Origin of the sequence: Duganella violaceipulchra, assembly GCF_019166075.1 — a bacterium.
GTDB classification, from domain to species: domain Bacteria; phylum Pseudomonadota; class Gammaproteobacteria; order Burkholderiales; family Burkholderiaceae_D; genus Rugamonas; species Rugamonas violaceipulchra.
The window spans coordinates 309968-324606 of record NZ_JAHTGR010000009.1; the positions used below are offsets into that span (position 1 = coordinate 309968).

The window sequence follows — 14639 nt, forward strand, 5'->3', positions numbered from 1 at the left end:
GCAAACTCCTATTTCTTGCCTTTGCTGCTTTTCGTCTGCACTTTGGCTGGCTGAGTCGCTTCGGCATGTGGATGATCTGCGGCAGGTCCGAGTTCCCTCACCGCGACAGCAACCGCAAGCAATTCATCTTGAACATCTTTTGAGAAGGCATCGAATTCGGGGTCAAATTCGTCGTGAAAAAACACTTCCCACTTCTGAGATTGAGTCAATTATCATCTCCTAGTGATATCACGTCAAGATGCTTTCATTGCTTGGAAACCCTGGCATCGCCGCCTTGAGCCTTTGGATCAAGGCATCCGAGAGAGTTATAATGCTCATTATCAGGGACAACATGGGGAAGAAACTGCGGCGTCACGTGCGGTTTGCTCCAGTTTCCCGCTCTTTGTGCAACTTCGAAATTCAGCCTAACTCAATATTGTTGGCGTGACTAACGATCTGAGGCACCGCTAACCAATTGATTTAACAAGGAATTCCATGTCTTTACAATGCGGCATCGTCGGCCTGCCTAACGTCGGCAAGTCCACCCTCTTCAACGCCCTGACCAAGGCCGGCATCCCGGCCGAGAACTATCCGTTCTGCACCATCGAGCCTAACGTCGGCGTGGTCGAAGTGCCGGATCCGCGCATGGGCGCGCTGGCCGAGATCGTCAAGCCGGAACGCATGGTCAACGCCATCGTCGAGTTCGTCGACATCGCCGGCCTGGTGGCGGGCGCCTCGCAGGGCGAGGGCCTGGGCAACCAGTTCCTGTCGCACATCCGCGAAACCGACGCCATCGTCAACGTGGTGCGCTGCTTCGAAGATGACAACGTGATCCACGTGTCCGGCAAGGTCAGCCCGCTGGACGATATCGAAGTGATCCAGACCGAGCTGGCGCTGGCCGACCTGGGCACCGTGGAAAAAGCCATCCACCGCGAAAACAAGAAAGCCCGCTCCGGCGACAAGGACGCCGCCAAGCTGCTGGCCATCATGGAGCGCATCGTGCCGCACCTGAACGAAGCCAAGCCGGTGCGCGCCATGGGCCTGGACGCCGACGAAATGGCCCTGATCAAGCCGCTGTGCCTGATCACCGCCAAGCCGGCCATGTACGTGGCCAACGTTTCCGACACCGGCTTCAAGAACAATCCGCTGCTGGACCAGCTGACCGCCTACGCCGGCACCCAGAACGCGCCCATCGTCGCCATCTGCGCCTCGATCGAAGCGGAAATCGCCGACCTGGACGACGCCGACAAGACCGCCTTCCTGACCGACATGGGCATGGAAGAGCCTGGTTTGGACCGTCTGATCCGCGCCGCCTACAAGCTGCTGGGCCTGCAGACCTACTTCACCGCCGGCGTGAAGGAAGTGCGCGCCTGGACCATCCATGTGGGCGACACCGCGCCGCAGGCGGCCGGCGTGATCCACACCGACTTCGAACGCGGCTTCATCCGCGCGCAAACCATCGCCTATGACGACTTCATCCAGTACAAGGGTGAGAGCGGCGCCAAGGAAGCGGGCAGGATGCGCGCCGAGGGCAAGGAATACGTGGTCAAGGATGGCGATGTGCTGAACTTCCTGTTCAACGTCTAGTTCTCGCTGTGGCGTGCCGGCCCAGCCGGCATGAAAAGCATAAAGCCCCGCAGTTGCGGGGTTTTATGCATCTGCTATCGACGTTCAATTCGCTCCCGCAGCGGGTTTTCTGCCATCACTTGTCCTCAGATCGTCCAGCTATTGGACAGCTCTTCTGCCTGCTTGAGCACCAGCTCCACAGCATTGGGTTGCTGATCGGGCGGGTACTTCCACTTCTGCAGACATCGCCGCACCAGAATGCGCAGCTTCGCGCGCACGCTTTCGCGCACCTGCCAATTGACTGTGGTGCTAGCGCGTAGCTTCTCGGTGATCTCGATCGCGATCTTCTTGAGCACCTCGTCGCCAAGCATACGCACGGCATTCTCGTTGTTGGCGAGCGCGTCATAGAAAGCGATTTCGTCATGGCTGAGGCCAAGTGCGGCCTCCCGCTCCAGCGTGGCCTGGAACTCCTTGGCCATCTGGATCAGTTCCTTGATGACCTGGGCGGTTTCAATCGCGCGGTTGTGGTACTTGCGCAGAGTTTCCATCAGGCGGTCGCCGTACTTCTTTTCCTGCACCACGTTGTGGCGGGCTCGCGCCCTGATCTCGTCGCGCAGCAGCTTTTCCAGCAGCTCCACGGCCAGGTTGCGGCTTTTCATCTGGCGCACGTCTTCAAGGAATTGGTCCGACAACAGTCCAATGTTAGGCTTGTCCAGGCCTGCCAGCGCGAACACGTCCATCACGCCGTCCGAGGTTATGGCGTTGTCCAGGATTTGCTTGAGTACGCTGTTCTTCTCGGCGTCGCTGCGCTTCTTGTCCACAGTCGTGAACTTGGCAATGGCCGCCTTGATGGGCGAGAAGAATGCGATCTCCTTGCGTAGAAGTCCCGCCTCATCCAGCGTTCCACACAGCGAAAACGCCTTGGCCACGGCCGCCATGGTGTCGAGAAAGTGCGTCTTTCCGTCCTCCAGCCCAAGGATGTCCTTGTCCTCCAGCGCAATGGGCGTCCCGGTGAAGCCGATGAAGGTGGCGTTCTTCAGCGCATCGCGCAGGTGCTTGGCGTAGCCGAACACGTATTTTCCGGTCTTGGTATCCAACCTCCCTTTGGTGCCGTACTGGCTGCGGTGAGCCTCGTCCGAGATCACTACGATATTGGTGCGGCCAGAAAGCAGAGGGTGTGTCTCTTCACCGTCCAGCAGCGCGAACTTCTGTGCCGTCGTAAAGATGATGCCGGCAGCCTCGCGAGAAGCCAGCATTTCGCGCAATTCGTCGCGGTCCCCGGCCTGCACCGGCGCGGTCTTAAGCAGATCACTGGCGGCGCTGAAGGTGGCGAATAATTGGCCGTCCAGATCGTTGCGGTCGGTGACTACCACCAGCGTTGAATTCTTCATTTCGGGCTGCTGCAGCAGCTTATCCGCATAGCAGGCCATGGTGATGCTCTTGCCTGAGCCTTGTGTGTGCCAAACCACCCCCGCCTTGCGCGAACCCGGTTTGACGTCCTTGCCGTAGGTGGCACGCTCTTCGTGCACCGCCAGTACGCTTTTGTCGGCGTCCCGCGCGGCGATCACCGTGGCGCGCACCGCCTCCCGCACCGCATGGAACTGGTGATAGCCCGCGATCTTCTTGATGATAGTGCCGCCATCCTGCTCAAACAGCACGAAGTGCCGCACGTAGTCGAGAAACAAGTCGGGCCGGAGGAAGCCACGCACCACCGTTTCCAACTCCATCTGGAGACGGGGCCGGTCGTCTTCGTTGGCGATGGTGCGCCAGGGCAGCATGCGTTCCGCGTTCGCGGTGAGCGAGCCGACACGCGCGGTCCAGCCATCGCTCACCACTAGCTAGGGCGGCATTGCTGTTGAACAGGTCGCTGATCTCGTCCTTGTAGGTCTGCAACTGGTTGAAGGCATCCCACACATCCGTCTGCTCGTTGGCGGGATTCTTCAGCTCCACCACCGCCAGCGGCAAGCCGTTCACGAAGGCGATCACATCGGGACGGCGAGGCTGCTTGGTGCCGGTGATGGTGAACTGGTTGACCACCAGGAAGTCATTATTGGCGGGCTGCGCGAAGTCGAGGAAGTGCACGAGATCGGTCTTCTTTTCATCACCCTGCGCAAATTCCACCATCACGCCGTTCAACAGAAGGCGGTGCGTGCTGCGGTTGCGCATAACCATCTGCGGCTCGCTTCCCGACAGCAGCGCATGCACTGCCTGCTCCAGGGCTGTCGGCGGCATGTGGGGGTTGATCCGGGCCAGCGAGGTAAGCAGACGCTCACGCAACACCACCTGCCGATAGTCGGTACGCTTCGGGGTGTTGCTGTCTGGTGCAATGTCCGGACCGTAGGCGTAACGCCAGCCGGCCGCCTGGAACCAGCCCAGGCAGAGTTCTTCGAGTTGTTGTTCATTCAGCATAGTTGCTCCGTTTGTGCTCCCACCTGGGCATCGACACGTGTGGCTTGACCCGGACAGCCGACTGACCTATCATTGCAAGCAATACGGCCGACGCCTCTGCACTCTGTGTACGCGTCGGTTTTCATTTGTGCGCTGAGATGCGCCATCACGGCTGTGGCCATAGCGCCAATCCCTCCCAGCCAGGGAATGCCCCCAGATCCAACAGCGAGATTTGTTGATTGGGAACCGCCGGGAAATCATTGGTTAGCAAAGTCTTAAAGCGCTGGCCCCAACTCGAATTCGGACAAATCACGCGAAGTAGATGCTGCATCAGGCAGAAGTAGAAAAACGGGCGCACGTTTTTCAACTGGCCAGGCCAAGTAACAGGCACTGCCGAAACTTCCAGCACGTTGATATTCCATAGTCGGCTGTGGTGCGCCGACACATTACGGATGAAGTTCAAGCTGCGCAGCCATTGTGCGAAGGCCTGACCAGTCGGTGCGCCGTACAGGGCAGCAATCGTCTGTTGGTCAGCGTGCTGCATACCGGCGAAGAGCTTGGACAGCAAACCAAAATCCCACACCTCAATCGCCGCCCAAATCGGCAAGGTGCCATACTGCTGCTGATGGTGCGCGACAAAGGGCTCCTTGCGAGCCCGGTGCAGCATGGACTGGTACTTCGCCAGCCAGACTTGATGCTGCGTCTTGCCCGCGTCCGTTCCCTTGGCGATCACCTTCTTGGCAAAGTTCCCATGTAAGCATGCCGGGTTTTCGTGGGCACGCGGGTCGCGTTGTCCCAGCAGGTGCGCCACGTCCACCCGAACCGCCATCTCGATGCGCTCCAACGCATCGAGTGCCAGTAGCCGCAGCTTCTTGTCGAACACATACAGGCGCACCACGTCTTCGAAGCGGCTGCCTGGCGTAAAGCTGTCCAGCCGAACGGCCTTGCCCTGCGCCATGGATGCGGCCGGGTCTATGGTTCGCAGAGGATACCAATAGCCACTCAGGCGGTAGTAGCCCAGGCGCTCCAAATAGTCGAGCGCCGCAGCGGGATTGTCTACGTGTAGACCTCGGCCTTGCAGCTGCTGCAATTGGTCGGAAAATGAGCGCCAAGGCTTAAGCGGTTTCACGCGGCGGCATCTCCGTTATCAGTGAGTTTAGCCAAAGCCAGCACCTGCCAACAATGGTATCTCCTGCCTCCAAAATTCGGCGCGCTCGGCTCGGAATGTTCGAACTTTCCATCGTTTGCACGTCGTTAACATCACCGTTCTTTGTATTGGCGAGATCAACTATCTCACCGAAGCTGGCAGCGTTCTTGCGCTCCAGCTGCTATTCAATTCACACACGGTTGAAAGTGCCGCCGAAGCCCACCCTCTAGGCATCGCCACCAACGCTGAATCTTCCATCTCAGCCGGGAACAGCGCGGCGGTATCGGCGAGTTGGTTGTATTGATCGTGCGGCAGGGCATCGAGTTCGGCGTCGAGCCTGCCGCTAATAGCGCTCATCGCGGCGCGCATCGAGTCACGGCCTTCCTGAATGGCTGTGATCTTGGCTTTGATCGGAGAAAAATCGACAAACCACGATTTGAAGATGGCTTGCGCTATGCCTTCGAGAATTTGGTTGATGCGGCGATTGAGGGCGATTTTTTCGTCAAGTGAGCCCAGAATACCTGCCACTCGACGCTGCTCCTTTAGCGACGGAAACGTCAATTGCAGCTTACGTAGTTCACTCTGTTTGATGCCGGTGACCGTCGATCCCGACGCACGCCCGTGAAGCTGTTCTTGTATGGACTGGCTCTGCAGAGCGAACTTCAAGTAGGTAGTAGGCATGCCGGTGTGCATGCCAGCGAGGGCTGGATTTAACCGGGAGAGCAGGATCACGACTGGCTCCCTTTGATGGGAGGCGTTGGTTGATTGATTTCAGCTTGCAAGCCATGCTGGCGGGCGTACTCCAGCACCAGGATTTCGATCATAGACGCCACGGACCGGCGCTCACGCTCCGCCGCCAAGCTGAGCAGCTGTTTGATCTCGGCGGATGTGCGAATGGAAAGGGTTTTGGCCTTCAGGCGTGGCATGGTGGCGTTTCGTTAATGGAGTGGTGCCAATGTACTGCCTTTTTCTGAATTTTCACAATGCTTGTTTTGGGAATTTTTGGCGAGTAAATCAAGGTTGGGCCACCACCGGCATGAGGTGCTTGGTAGGCGAATGTCCCGATGCCGGCCGGATTACCCCGCCGAGAGGGGGGCACAGGGTTCTTTGATTTTGGCGCGGCCGGTTGAATCGCCCTTGACTAAGACTGGATCATGACTAAACTATCAACGTGACATGATTTGCAACCAGGGGGCGCTGATGCGATTTCCACTCAAGCTGGCGTTACTCATGACCCTGACGGCGATGGATCTGTCGCCCGCTCAAGCGGCCCCTTCAGATGACGAGCTGGCGATCCAGCAAGTCGAAAATCGCTGGCAGGACGCCTGGAACCGCCACGATATGGAGGCGCTTTCCAGCCTCTTCACCGAAGACGCCGATTTTGTTCAGGTCAATGGGCGGAGATGGATCGGGCCGGCCGAGATCAAGAAAAACCATGCGCTGGTCCACGAAATGATGTTCAAGGACAGTGTGTGGACCAACCTGAAATTGGACATCCGTTTTCTCAAGCCGGACGTCGCCATTGCCCACCAAACGTGGGGGCTGCGCGGCGACAAGAATCCCGATGGCACAGCGCGCACGCCGCGCGAGGGCTTGTTTACCCAGGTATTTATCAAGCGCGGCGGTCATTGGCTGATTACCGCCGCCCACAACACGAATATCGCGGTGGTCCCCGGAAGTCCCGTCGCCGGCTCCGTGCCGCCGAAATAAGCATTCGCCGTTGCGGGGCGGTCGCTTCAGGCCTTGAAGCTCTCGACCAGCTTGAACGCCGCCTGCGTCCTGGCGCGGGCCGCCGTCACGCGCTCGAACAGGTCGGCGGCCAGCAAATTGTAGACCTCGATCTTGGCGCACTGCGCCAGTTCGTGCGCCATCGCATGCTCTTCCGCCAGCGCGGCCTCATAGTCACGGAATGCTTCCAGCCCCTCGGCACGATAAATGGACATACAACCTCTCTGGAATGTTATGTGTGCTTCAGACTAGCACGATTGCCGCCCGAAATCCGCCCGCACGCCAGACTTGCATCAAACCAAACGTATTCACCCACGTGTGTTACTCTGACGGACGGTCCTCGTTCTCCGTCCTCGCCCCCCGCCTAGTTGACGACTGGAACAAGGAATGTCTCCATGCGTCTTAACGACCCCAACCAGAACCACCTGCTGGCCGCGCTGCTGGACGCCGAGTTCGCCCGCCTGTCGCCCTATCTTGAACCGATCATGATGCGGCTGGGCGATGTGCTGTATGAATCCGGCGGCAAGCTCGATCACGTGTACTTCCCGACCTCGGCCATCGTCTCGCTGCACTACGTGCTCGAGAACGGCAGCTCGTCCGAGATCGCCGGCGTCGGCAACGAGGGCATTCTCGGCATCTCGCTGTTCATGGGCGGCAATACCACGCCCAGCCGCGCCGTGGTCCAGACCGCCGGTCATGGCTACCGCCTCAAGGCGCACATCCTGATGGAAGAGTTCAACCGCGCCGGGCCCGTCATGCGCCTGCTGCTGCGCTACACCCAGGCGCTGATCACCCAGATGTCGCAGACGGCGATCTGCAACCGCCATCACACGGTGGAGCAGCAGCTGTGCCGCTGGCTGCTGCTGACGCTGGACCGCCTGCCGACCAGCGAGCTGACCATGACCCAGGAACTGATCGCCAGCATGCTGGGCGTGCGGCGCGAAGGGGTGACGGTGGCGGCCGGCCGCTTGCAGGCCAACGGCTATATCAGCAACCGCCGCGGCCATATTTCCGTGCTGGACCGGGCCGGACTGGAAAACGACGTCTGCGAGTGCTATGGCGTGGTCAAGAAAGAATTCGCGCGCCTGATGTCGGACGTGCACCAACGCCAGGGACTCCAATGAAATCCATCAGACCGTCCATCGGCCCGCTGCTCAAGGCCGACGCGCTGCAACTGGCGATCCACAACAGCGCCAACTTCTCCAGCATCGCCACCGACGCCCAGGGCGTGATCCAGATCTTCAACGTCGGCGCCGAGCGCATGCTGGGCTACAGCGCCGCCGAAGTGGTGAACCGGATCACGCCGGCCGGCTTTTCCGATGCGCAGGAAATCATCGCGCGCGCCGCCGCGCTCAGCGTCGAAGCGGGCGTGACCATCCTGCCCGGCTTCGAGGCGCTGGTGTTCAAGGCCTCGCGCGGCATCGAAGACATCTACGAGCTGACCTATATCCGCAAGGATGGCAGCCGCATTCCCGCCATCGTCTCGGTCAGCCCGCTGCGCGACGCCGAGGAAAAAGTCATCGGCTATCTGCTGATGGGCACCGACAACACGGCCCGCAAGCGGGTCGAGCAGGAACAGGCGCTGCTCGACCAGCGCCTGCGCGAGCAGCAGCTGGCGCTGCAGGACACCAATGTGGAACTGGAGGCGGCGCGCGCGCTGGCCGAGACGGCCAACCGCGCCAAGTCGGAGTTCCTGTCGGCCATGAGCCATGAGCTGCGCACGCCGCTCAACGCGGTGCTCGGCTTTGCGCAACTGCTGGCGTCGGACAAGCCGCCGCCCAGCGCCTCGCAGCAGCGCTCGCTGGACCAGATCCTCAAGGGCGGCTGGTACCTGCTGCAACTGATCAATGAAATCCTCGACCTGGCGATGATCGAATCGGGCAAGGTGACCATGTCGCAGGAGTCGATGGGCCTGTCCGAAGTGCTGCGCGATTGCCAGGCGCTGATCGGCCCGCAGGCCGAACAGCGCGGCATCCGTTTGTTCTTCGCCGCGATGAGCGAGCCGTTCTTCGTGCATGCCGACCGCACGCGCGTCAAGCAAGTGATGATCAACCTGCTGTCCAACGCCATCAAGTACAACCGGCGCGGCGGCCAGGTGACGGTGGAGTGCCAGGCCGGCAGCGACGGCATGGTGCGCATCAGCGTCACCGATACCGGGGCCGGCCTGAGTAGCACGCAGATGGCGCAGCTGTTCCAGCCCTTCAACCGGCTGGGCCAGGAAGACGGCGCGGAAGAGGGCACCGGCATCGGCCTGGTGGTGACCAAGCAGTTGACCGAACTGATGGGCGGATCGATCGGCGTGCGCAGCGAGATCGGCGTCGGCACCACCTTCTGGATCGAGCTGGCCGCCAGCAACGAGCCGGTGCTGGAGATCGCCGCGTTCGACCTCGCGGCACCGGTCCCCGGCAAGGACTATGCCTCGCTGAGAACGCTGTTATACATCGAAGACAACCCGGCCAACCTGAGCCTGGTGGAGCAACTGATCCAGCGCCGCAGCGACCTCAAGCTCCTGACCGCGATCGACGGCCACAGCGGCATCCAGCTGGCGCGCGCCTACCAGCCCGATGTGATCCTGATGGACATCAACCTGCCCGGCGTGAGCGGCTACGGCTGCCTGAAGATCTTGCAGGACGATGCCGCCACGGCGCACATACCGGTGGTGGCGCTGTCGGCCAACGCCATGCCGCGCGACATAGAAAAAGGGGTTGAGGCCGGCTTCTTCCGCTACCTGACCAAGCCCATCAATGTGCATGAATTCATGGGCGCGCTGGATCTGGCGCTGGAATTCGCGGCCGGGCATGGCAGCCTTTACACCCGCACCCACGGAAGCGCATCATGATAGACCCATCTGAAATACTCCGCGCCCAAATCCTGATCGTCGATGACCAGGAAGCGAACGTCATGCTGCTGGAGCGGATGCTGGCCAACGCCGGCTACACCAATGTCAGCAGCACGATGGACCCGTTCACCGTGTGCGATCTGCACCTGAAGCACCACTACGACCTGATCCTGCTGGACCTGCAAATGCCCGGCATGGACGGCTTCGCCGTGCTGGCGGCGCTCAAGGACATCGAGCCGGACGGCTACGTGCCGGTGCTGGTGGTGACGGCGCAGCCTGGCCACAAGCTGCGCGCGCTGCAGGCCGGCGCCAAGGATTTCGTCGGCAAGCCGTTCGAGCTGGTCGAGGTGGAGACGCGCATCCGCAATTTGCTGGAAGTGCGCCTGCTGCACCGCAAGCTGCAGCGCTACAACCAGCAGCTGGAATTCACGGTGCTGGAACGCACGGCGCAATTGCGCGCCAGCGAGGCGCGCTTCCAGCGCTTCGCCGAACTGTCGACCGACTGGTATTGGGAGCAGGATGTCGACGGCCAGCTGACCAACTGGTTCGGGCCGGTGGCCGACATGGTGGGCATCGGCAGCAGCGACACCGGCGGCTGGGACGTGGCCGAGCATGCGCTGCTGCAATCGAACATCGCCGAGCGCAAGGCCTTCCTGGACTTCGTCTACAGCCGGACCATCGGCGGCGTGCTGCAATATTTGCAAGTGAGCGGCGAGCCCATGTTCGACGAGACCGGCCGTTTCATCGGCTATCGCGGCGTTGGCCGCGACGTCACGGCGATGGCCGGCATGTTTGCCAGGACGCCGTAAAAAGGCCGGCGCGCGGCGCGCCGACCGGTGCCGCCGCGCCGCTCCGGCGCGGGCCGGGCGCAACACTGGCGGCGGCGCTGGTTGTCGTGTTCGTCGCGCGGTCGGCTTTGTTGGGTATAATCGCCGGATTGCCTGATCGTCGGACCGCAGCGTCTGCCTTCCGCGCCCGTCTCACCCTTCACTAGAAAAAATACTCTTCATGGCATCTTCCAACGATAACGTCAGCATGGCGCTGTTCTGCGATTTTGAAAACGTGGCGCTCGGTGTGCGCGACGCCAACTACGACAAGTTCGACATCAAGCCGGTGCTGGAACGGCTGCTGCTCAAGGGCAGCATCGTGGTCAAGAAGGCGTATTGCGACTGGGACCGCTACAAGGCCTTCAAGGCGCCCATGCACGAGGCCAACTTCGAGCTGATCGAAATCCCGCACGTGCGCCAGTCCGGCAAGAACTCGGCCGACATCCGCATGGTCGTCGACGCGCTCGACTTGTGCTACACCAAGTCGCACGTCGACACCTTCGTCATCATTTCCGGCGATTCCGATTTTTCGCCGCTGGTGTCCAAGCTGCGCGAGAACGCCAAGAAAGTGATCGGCGTCGGCGTCAAGCAGTCGACCTCGGACCTGCTGGTGGCCAACTGCGACGAATTCATCTTCTATGACGACCTGGTGCGCGAGAGCCGCCGCGCCAAGCGCGAAGCGAGCCCGGAGGCCAAGCCGGCCGTCAAGCGTTCGCCGGAAGAGGAGCGCGTGCGCCGCGAAGAGATGGACAAGCGCCGCAACCAGGCGGTGGAGATCGCCGCCAACACCTTCGAGGCGCTGGTCTCCGAGCGCGGCGACAGCGGCAAGATCTGGGCCTCCGTGCTGAAAGAGGCGATCAAGCGCCGCAAGCCGGACTTCAGCGAGTCCTATTATGGCTTCCGCACCTTCGGCAACCTGATCGAGGAATGCAAGGCGCGCGGTTTGCTGGAATTCGGCCGTGACGAAAAATCCGGCGCCTATGTGTATCGCGGCACCGGCGTGGCAACGCCGGGCGAGTCGTCGGTGGACGGCGCGCCGGCCGAGGCGCAGGACGGCGGCAAGCAGGAATCGCGCCGCAGCCGTGGCCGTGGCCGCACCGCCGCCGAGCGCTTTGCCGAACGCCAGGCCGAGCGCCAGGCGCAGCAGGCGCGCGCGGCGGGACAAAGCGATGGCGACGAGGACGACGCCGAACAGCAGCAGCCAAGCTACGTCGAGCCGGAACAACTGGCCGGCCAGCCGGAAGCGGCTGTAGCGTTTGAGGCGCCAGCGGCCGCACCGGCCGGCGACGCCGAGCGCGGCCGTGGCCGTGGTCGCGGCAATCGTGGTGGTCGCAAGCAGGGCGAGCGTCAGGGCCAGGAGGCCGTCGCCGCCGGCGAAGCGCCGGTGGTGGCGCAGGCTGCGGTCGAAGCACCGGTCGCCGTCAGCGCGCCGGTGGTGGCCGACGACGCACCCGCCAAGAAAAAGGGCGGCCCGAAACCGCCAGCGCGCAAGCTGAAAGAGGCCGCCAAGCCGAAGGCCGACGCCGCCGCGCCTGCCAAGGGCGGCAAGAACGCGAAAAATGTTCGTGGCGCCAAGGGTGCGGCAGCGGTCCATGGCGAACAGCCGGTGGCGGCGCCAACTCCGGCCCCGGTCGAAGCGGCGGCGCCGGCGCCTGTGCCGGCACCGGTTCCGCTGGCTTCGGCCGAGTCCGACGCCAAGCCGGCCGCCAAGCCTGCCAAGGCCAAGGCTGCCGCCAAGCCGGCGGCCCGCAAGCCGGCCGCGCCGCGCGCGCCGCGTCCAGCCAAGGCCGCGGCCAAGACCGAGGAGTAATCCGGGATGGGGCGGGCCGCCAGCGGCCCGCCGCCGGTGCTCGCGCGGTTGCTCGCTCAGTTGCTCGTATAATGGCAATGTTTTCATCCGCCTAACGACTGGTGCCGAGCATGCCCATCCTCTCCGAAATCACGCTGTATCCGATCAAGTCCTGCGCCGGCATCTCCCTGCAGGAAGCCACGCTCACCGTCACCGGCCTAATGACCGCGCAGATCTACGACCGCGAATGGATGGTGGTCGACGGCGCCGGCGTCTGCCTGACCCAGCGCGAACATCCGCGCATGGCGCTGATCACCCCCAGCCTCAAGGGCAGCACGCTGGAACTGCGCGCGCCCGGCATGCTGCGCCTGGAAATCCCGCTCGACCTGCCCGATCCCGATCAGGCGCCCACCCTCACCACCCAAGTCTGGGACGACACCGTGCTGGCCTACGACTGCGACGAGCTGAGCGCCGAATGGTTCAGCAAGGCGATCGGCGTGCCGTGCCGTCTGGCGCGCTTCCACGCCAAGGCCGAGCGCGCCGTCAGCCGGACCTGGACCAGCGGCGTGGCCGCCACCACCATGTTCTCGGACGGCTACCCGATGCTGGTGGCCGGCGCCGCCTCGCTGGACGACCTCAACGACAAGCTGCGCCACGCCGGCCGCGACGCCATCCCGATGAACCGCTTCCGTCCCAACCTGGTCGTGGCCGGCATCGAAGCGTTCGAGGAGGACTATGTCGACACCTTCCAGCTGGGCGAAGCGCTGCTGAAACCGGTCAAGCCCTGCTCGCGCTGCCCTATGCCATCGGTCGACCAGGCCACCGGCGAGTTCGGTCCCGATCCGCTGGACCTGATGCAAGGCTACCGCGCCAAGCCGGAGCTGGACGGCGCCCTGTGCTTCGGCATGAACAGCATCCTGGTGGCGGGCGAGGGCCAGCAAGTGCGGGTTGGGCAGGAAATCGTCGTTACTCTGGCGTTTTAACGCAGCCAGGCATTCCCAAGCGCTAAAACTTGGCGTAATGTGACATCTGGCATGAAACCAGCTGATGAGTAAGGGCATATATGACGCAAACTGCAAGCGGCAAGTTCTCGCCGCAGACCGACCACGCCGCGCGCGCGGTGGATCTGGCGGCCGAAAACCAGGCCCTGCGTGCGCGCATGGCCTACCTGCTGGAGCAGGCCGAGCGCAACCACTCGATCATGACCCGCCACCAGGCGTTCGACCTGGACATCGTCAGCGCCGCCAATTTTCCCGAACTGATAGGCACCATCTTCCGCGTGCTGCCGGTGATCTCCGAGCTCGACAGCGTGACCCTGACCTTGATCGACGAGGACGCCGACATCCGCACCGTCATGGCCAAGCTGGACGTGGTGTTTGAGGATTTTCCCGAGCTGATCTTCGTCGAGACGCTGGACGGCCTGGGCTTCGACCTCGGCGTGCGCAACGCCTACACGCCGACGCCCAAGCCGCTGCTGGGCATGTACGACGCGCAGCGCCATGCGACGCCATTCCCGCAGCCGCCGGCCGGGCTGCAAAGCGTGGCGCTGGTGCCGCTGCTGCGCAACAAGCGCATCATCGGCAGCCTCAACCTGGGCAGCTGCGACCCGACCCGCTTCACGCCCAGCCTGGGCACGGACTTCATCGAGCACATGGCGTCGATCATCGCCATCTGCCTGGAAAACGTCATCAGCAACGAGATGCTCAAGTACATCGGCCTGACCGATTCGCTGACCGGCGTCTACAACCGGCGCTACATCGACCGGCGCTTGCTGGAAGAGATCGCGCGCGCGCGGCGCCAGCAGTATCCGATCTCCTTCATGTACATCGACATCGACCACTTCAAGCGCGTCAACGACACGGTCGGCCACGGCGGCGGCGACGACGTGCTGCGCGAAGTGGCGAGCCGCATCAAGAACGAGCTGCGCACCTCGGACGCGCTGGCGCGTTTCGGCGGCGAGGAATTCGTGGTGCTGCTGATCGACGCCAACCTGGAGAGCGCCGCCTTCGTGGCCGAGCGCATCCGCGCCAGCGTGGCCGGCAGCATGATCGCCTTGTCGCAGGAATTGCAGCTGTCGGTGACGGTGTCGATCGGCGTGGCCTGTTTGAATCCGGGCGAGGCCGAAGGCGATCCGGCGGCCGTCGCGCGCGCCTGGGTGGCGCACGCCGACACGCTGCTGTACGTCGCCAAGGAAACCGGCCGCAACCGCGTAGTCAGCCGCGATCCTGCCGGTCACGCCTCGCCCCCTTAACTGTCAGCAAGTTGCGGGCGCCGCAGTCGTAGGGTCGGACCCAGCACACGGGGGTCAAGTCTGACATTCGGACACGAGCTCTGCCGTAGGCGCCGCCTACGGCAGAGCTCGTGTCCGAATGTCAG

General features: G+C 62.5%; 13 protein-coding genes and 1 pseudogene. 8 read left to right on the top strand and 6 right to left on the bottom strand.

Going from position 1 to position 14639, the window contains the following annotated elements; all coding sequences use genetic code 11:
• Positions 1-8 precede the first annotated feature (8 nt).
• Positions 9-209, bottom strand: a complete 201-nt coding sequence (locus tag KVP70_RS18730; protein ID WP_217943677.1) for a hypothetical protein — start codon at positions 207-209, stop codon at positions 9-11.
• Between the two features lie 265 nt (positions 210-474).
• On the opposite strand from KVP70_RS18730, the gene ychF reads away from it, so the two are divergent.
• Positions 475-1566, top strand: coding sequence for a redox-regulated ATPase YchF (gene ychF / locus KVP70_RS18735; RefSeq protein WP_217943678.1), 1092 nt, complete (start codon positions 475-477; stop codon positions 1564-1566).
• A 125-nt stretch (positions 1567-1691) separates the two neighbouring features.
• Here ychF and KVP70_RS18740 read toward each other — a convergent pair.
• The 4 genes and pseudogenes from KVP70_RS18740 to KVP70_RS18755 all read right to left on the bottom strand — a co-directional run bounded on the left by KVP70_RS18740 (position 1692) and on the right by KVP70_RS18755 (position 6006).
• Positions 1692-3954: pseudogene (locus KVP70_RS18740) on the bottom strand (type I restriction endonuclease subunit R).
• A 145-nt stretch (positions 3955-4099) separates the two neighbouring features.
• Complete coding sequence (locus tag KVP70_RS18745; RefSeq protein WP_217943679.1) at positions 4100-5062, bottom strand: Abi family protein; 963 nt, start codon at positions 5060-5062, stop codon at positions 4100-4102.
• Positions 5063-5221: 159 nt separating this feature from the next.
• Positions 5222-5812 (bottom strand): restriction endonuclease subunit S, encoded by a 591-nt coding sequence (locus KVP70_RS18750; protein ID WP_262311719.1) that lies wholly within the window; start codon positions 5810-5812, stop codon positions 5222-5224.
• Complete coding sequence (locus tag KVP70_RS18755) at positions 5809-6006, bottom strand: ribbon-helix-helix domain-containing protein (protein ID WP_217943680.1); 198 nt, start codon at positions 6004-6006, stop codon at positions 5809-5811. Before KVP70_RS18755 ends, KVP70_RS18750 begins: the two co-directional genes overlap by 4 nt.
• Before the next feature lie 274 nt (positions 6007-6280).
• Here KVP70_RS18755 and KVP70_RS18760 point away from each other — a divergent pair, with 274 nt between their 5' ends.
• Positions 6281-6790 (top strand): YybH family protein, encoded by a 510-nt coding sequence (locus KVP70_RS18760; protein WP_217943681.1) that lies wholly within the window; start codon positions 6281-6283, stop codon positions 6788-6790.
• A gap of 26 nt (positions 6791-6816) precedes the next feature.
• Here the strand turns inward: KVP70_RS18760 and KVP70_RS18765 are convergent, their stop codons facing one another.
• Positions 6817-7023, bottom strand: coding sequence for a hypothetical protein (locus KVP70_RS18765; RefSeq protein ID WP_217943682.1), 207 nt, complete (start codon positions 7021-7023; stop codon positions 6817-6819).
• A gap of 180 nt (positions 7024-7203) precedes the next feature.
• Here KVP70_RS18765 and KVP70_RS18770 point away from each other — a divergent pair, with 180 nt between their 5' ends.
• The 6 genes from KVP70_RS18770 (at position 7204) to KVP70_RS18795 (ending at position 14514) form a co-directional block, all read left to right on the top strand.
• A complete protein-coding gene (locus KVP70_RS18770; RefSeq protein ID WP_217943683.1) occupies positions 7204-7932 on the top strand; it encodes a Crp/Fnr family transcriptional regulator in 729 nt (242 codons plus the stop codon).
• On the top strand, positions 7929-9647 hold the full coding sequence (locus KVP70_RS18775; RefSeq protein ID WP_217943684.1) for a hybrid sensor histidine kinase/response regulator: 1719 nt from the start codon (positions 7929-7931) through the stop codon (positions 9645-9647). Before KVP70_RS18770 ends, KVP70_RS18775 begins: the two co-directional genes overlap by 4 nt.
• On the top strand, positions 9644-10456 hold the full coding sequence (locus tag KVP70_RS18780; RefSeq protein ID WP_217943685.1) for a response regulator: 813 nt from the start codon (positions 9644-9646) through the stop codon (positions 10454-10456). Before KVP70_RS18775 ends, KVP70_RS18780 begins: the two co-directional genes overlap by 4 nt.
• Before the next feature lie 199 nt (positions 10457-10655).
• Positions 10656-12284: an NYN domain-containing protein gene (locus KVP70_RS18785; protein WP_217943686.1), complete on the top strand. Its 1629-nt coding sequence runs from the start codon at positions 10656-10658 to the stop codon at positions 12282-12284.
• A 110-nt stretch (positions 12285-12394) separates the two neighbouring features.
• Entirely contained in the window at positions 12395-13246 is an 852-nt protein-coding gene (locus KVP70_RS18790; protein WP_217943687.1) for an MOSC domain-containing protein, read from the top strand.
• An 80-nt stretch (positions 13247-13326) separates the two neighbouring features.
• The gene (locus KVP70_RS18795) at positions 13327-14514 is read left to right on the top strand and encodes a GGDEF domain-containing protein (protein ID WP_217943688.1); all 1188 of its coding nucleotides are present in this window, start codon (positions 13327-13329) and stop codon (positions 14512-14514) included.
• Positions 14515-14639 lie beyond the last annotated feature (125 nt).

Excerpts from the sequence above, each read along its gene's own strand:
- ychF (WP_217943678.1), top strand. The coding sequence starts at position 475 with ATGTCTTTACAATGCGGCATCGTCGGCCTGCCTAACGTCGGCAAGTCC.
- KVP70_RS18755 (WP_217943680.1), bottom strand. The coding sequence starts at position 6,006 with ATGCCACGCCTGAAGGCCAAAACCCTTTCCATTCGCACATCCGCCGAG.
- KVP70_RS18760 (WP_217943681.1), top strand. The coding sequence starts at position 6,281 with ATGCGATTTCCACTCAAGCTGGCGTTACTCATGACCCTGACGGCGATG.
- KVP70_RS18765 (WP_217943682.1), bottom strand. The coding sequence starts at position 7,023 with ATGTCCATTTATCGTGCCGAGGGGCTGGAAGCATTCCGTGACTATGAG.
- KVP70_RS18770 (WP_217943683.1), top strand. The coding sequence starts at position 7,204 with ATGCGTCTTAACGACCCCAACCAGAACCACCTGCTGGCCGCGCTGCTG.
- KVP70_RS18775 (WP_217943684.1), top strand. The coding sequence starts at position 7,929 with ATGAAATCCATCAGACCGTCCATCGGCCCGCTGCTCAAGGCCGACGCG.
- KVP70_RS18780 (WP_217943685.1), top strand. The coding sequence starts at position 9,644 with ATGATAGACCCATCTGAAATACTCCGCGCCCAAATCCTGATCGTCGAT.
- KVP70_RS18785 (WP_217943686.1), top strand. The coding sequence starts at position 10,656 with ATGGCATCTTCCAACGATAACGTCAGCATGGCGCTGTTCTGCGATTTT.
- KVP70_RS18790 (WP_217943687.1), top strand. The coding sequence starts at position 12,395 with ATGCCCATCCTCTCCGAAATCACGCTGTATCCGATCAAGTCCTGCGCC.
- KVP70_RS18795 (WP_217943688.1), top strand. The coding sequence starts at position 13,327 with ATGACGCAAACTGCAAGCGGCAAGTTCTCGCCGCAGACCGACCACGCC.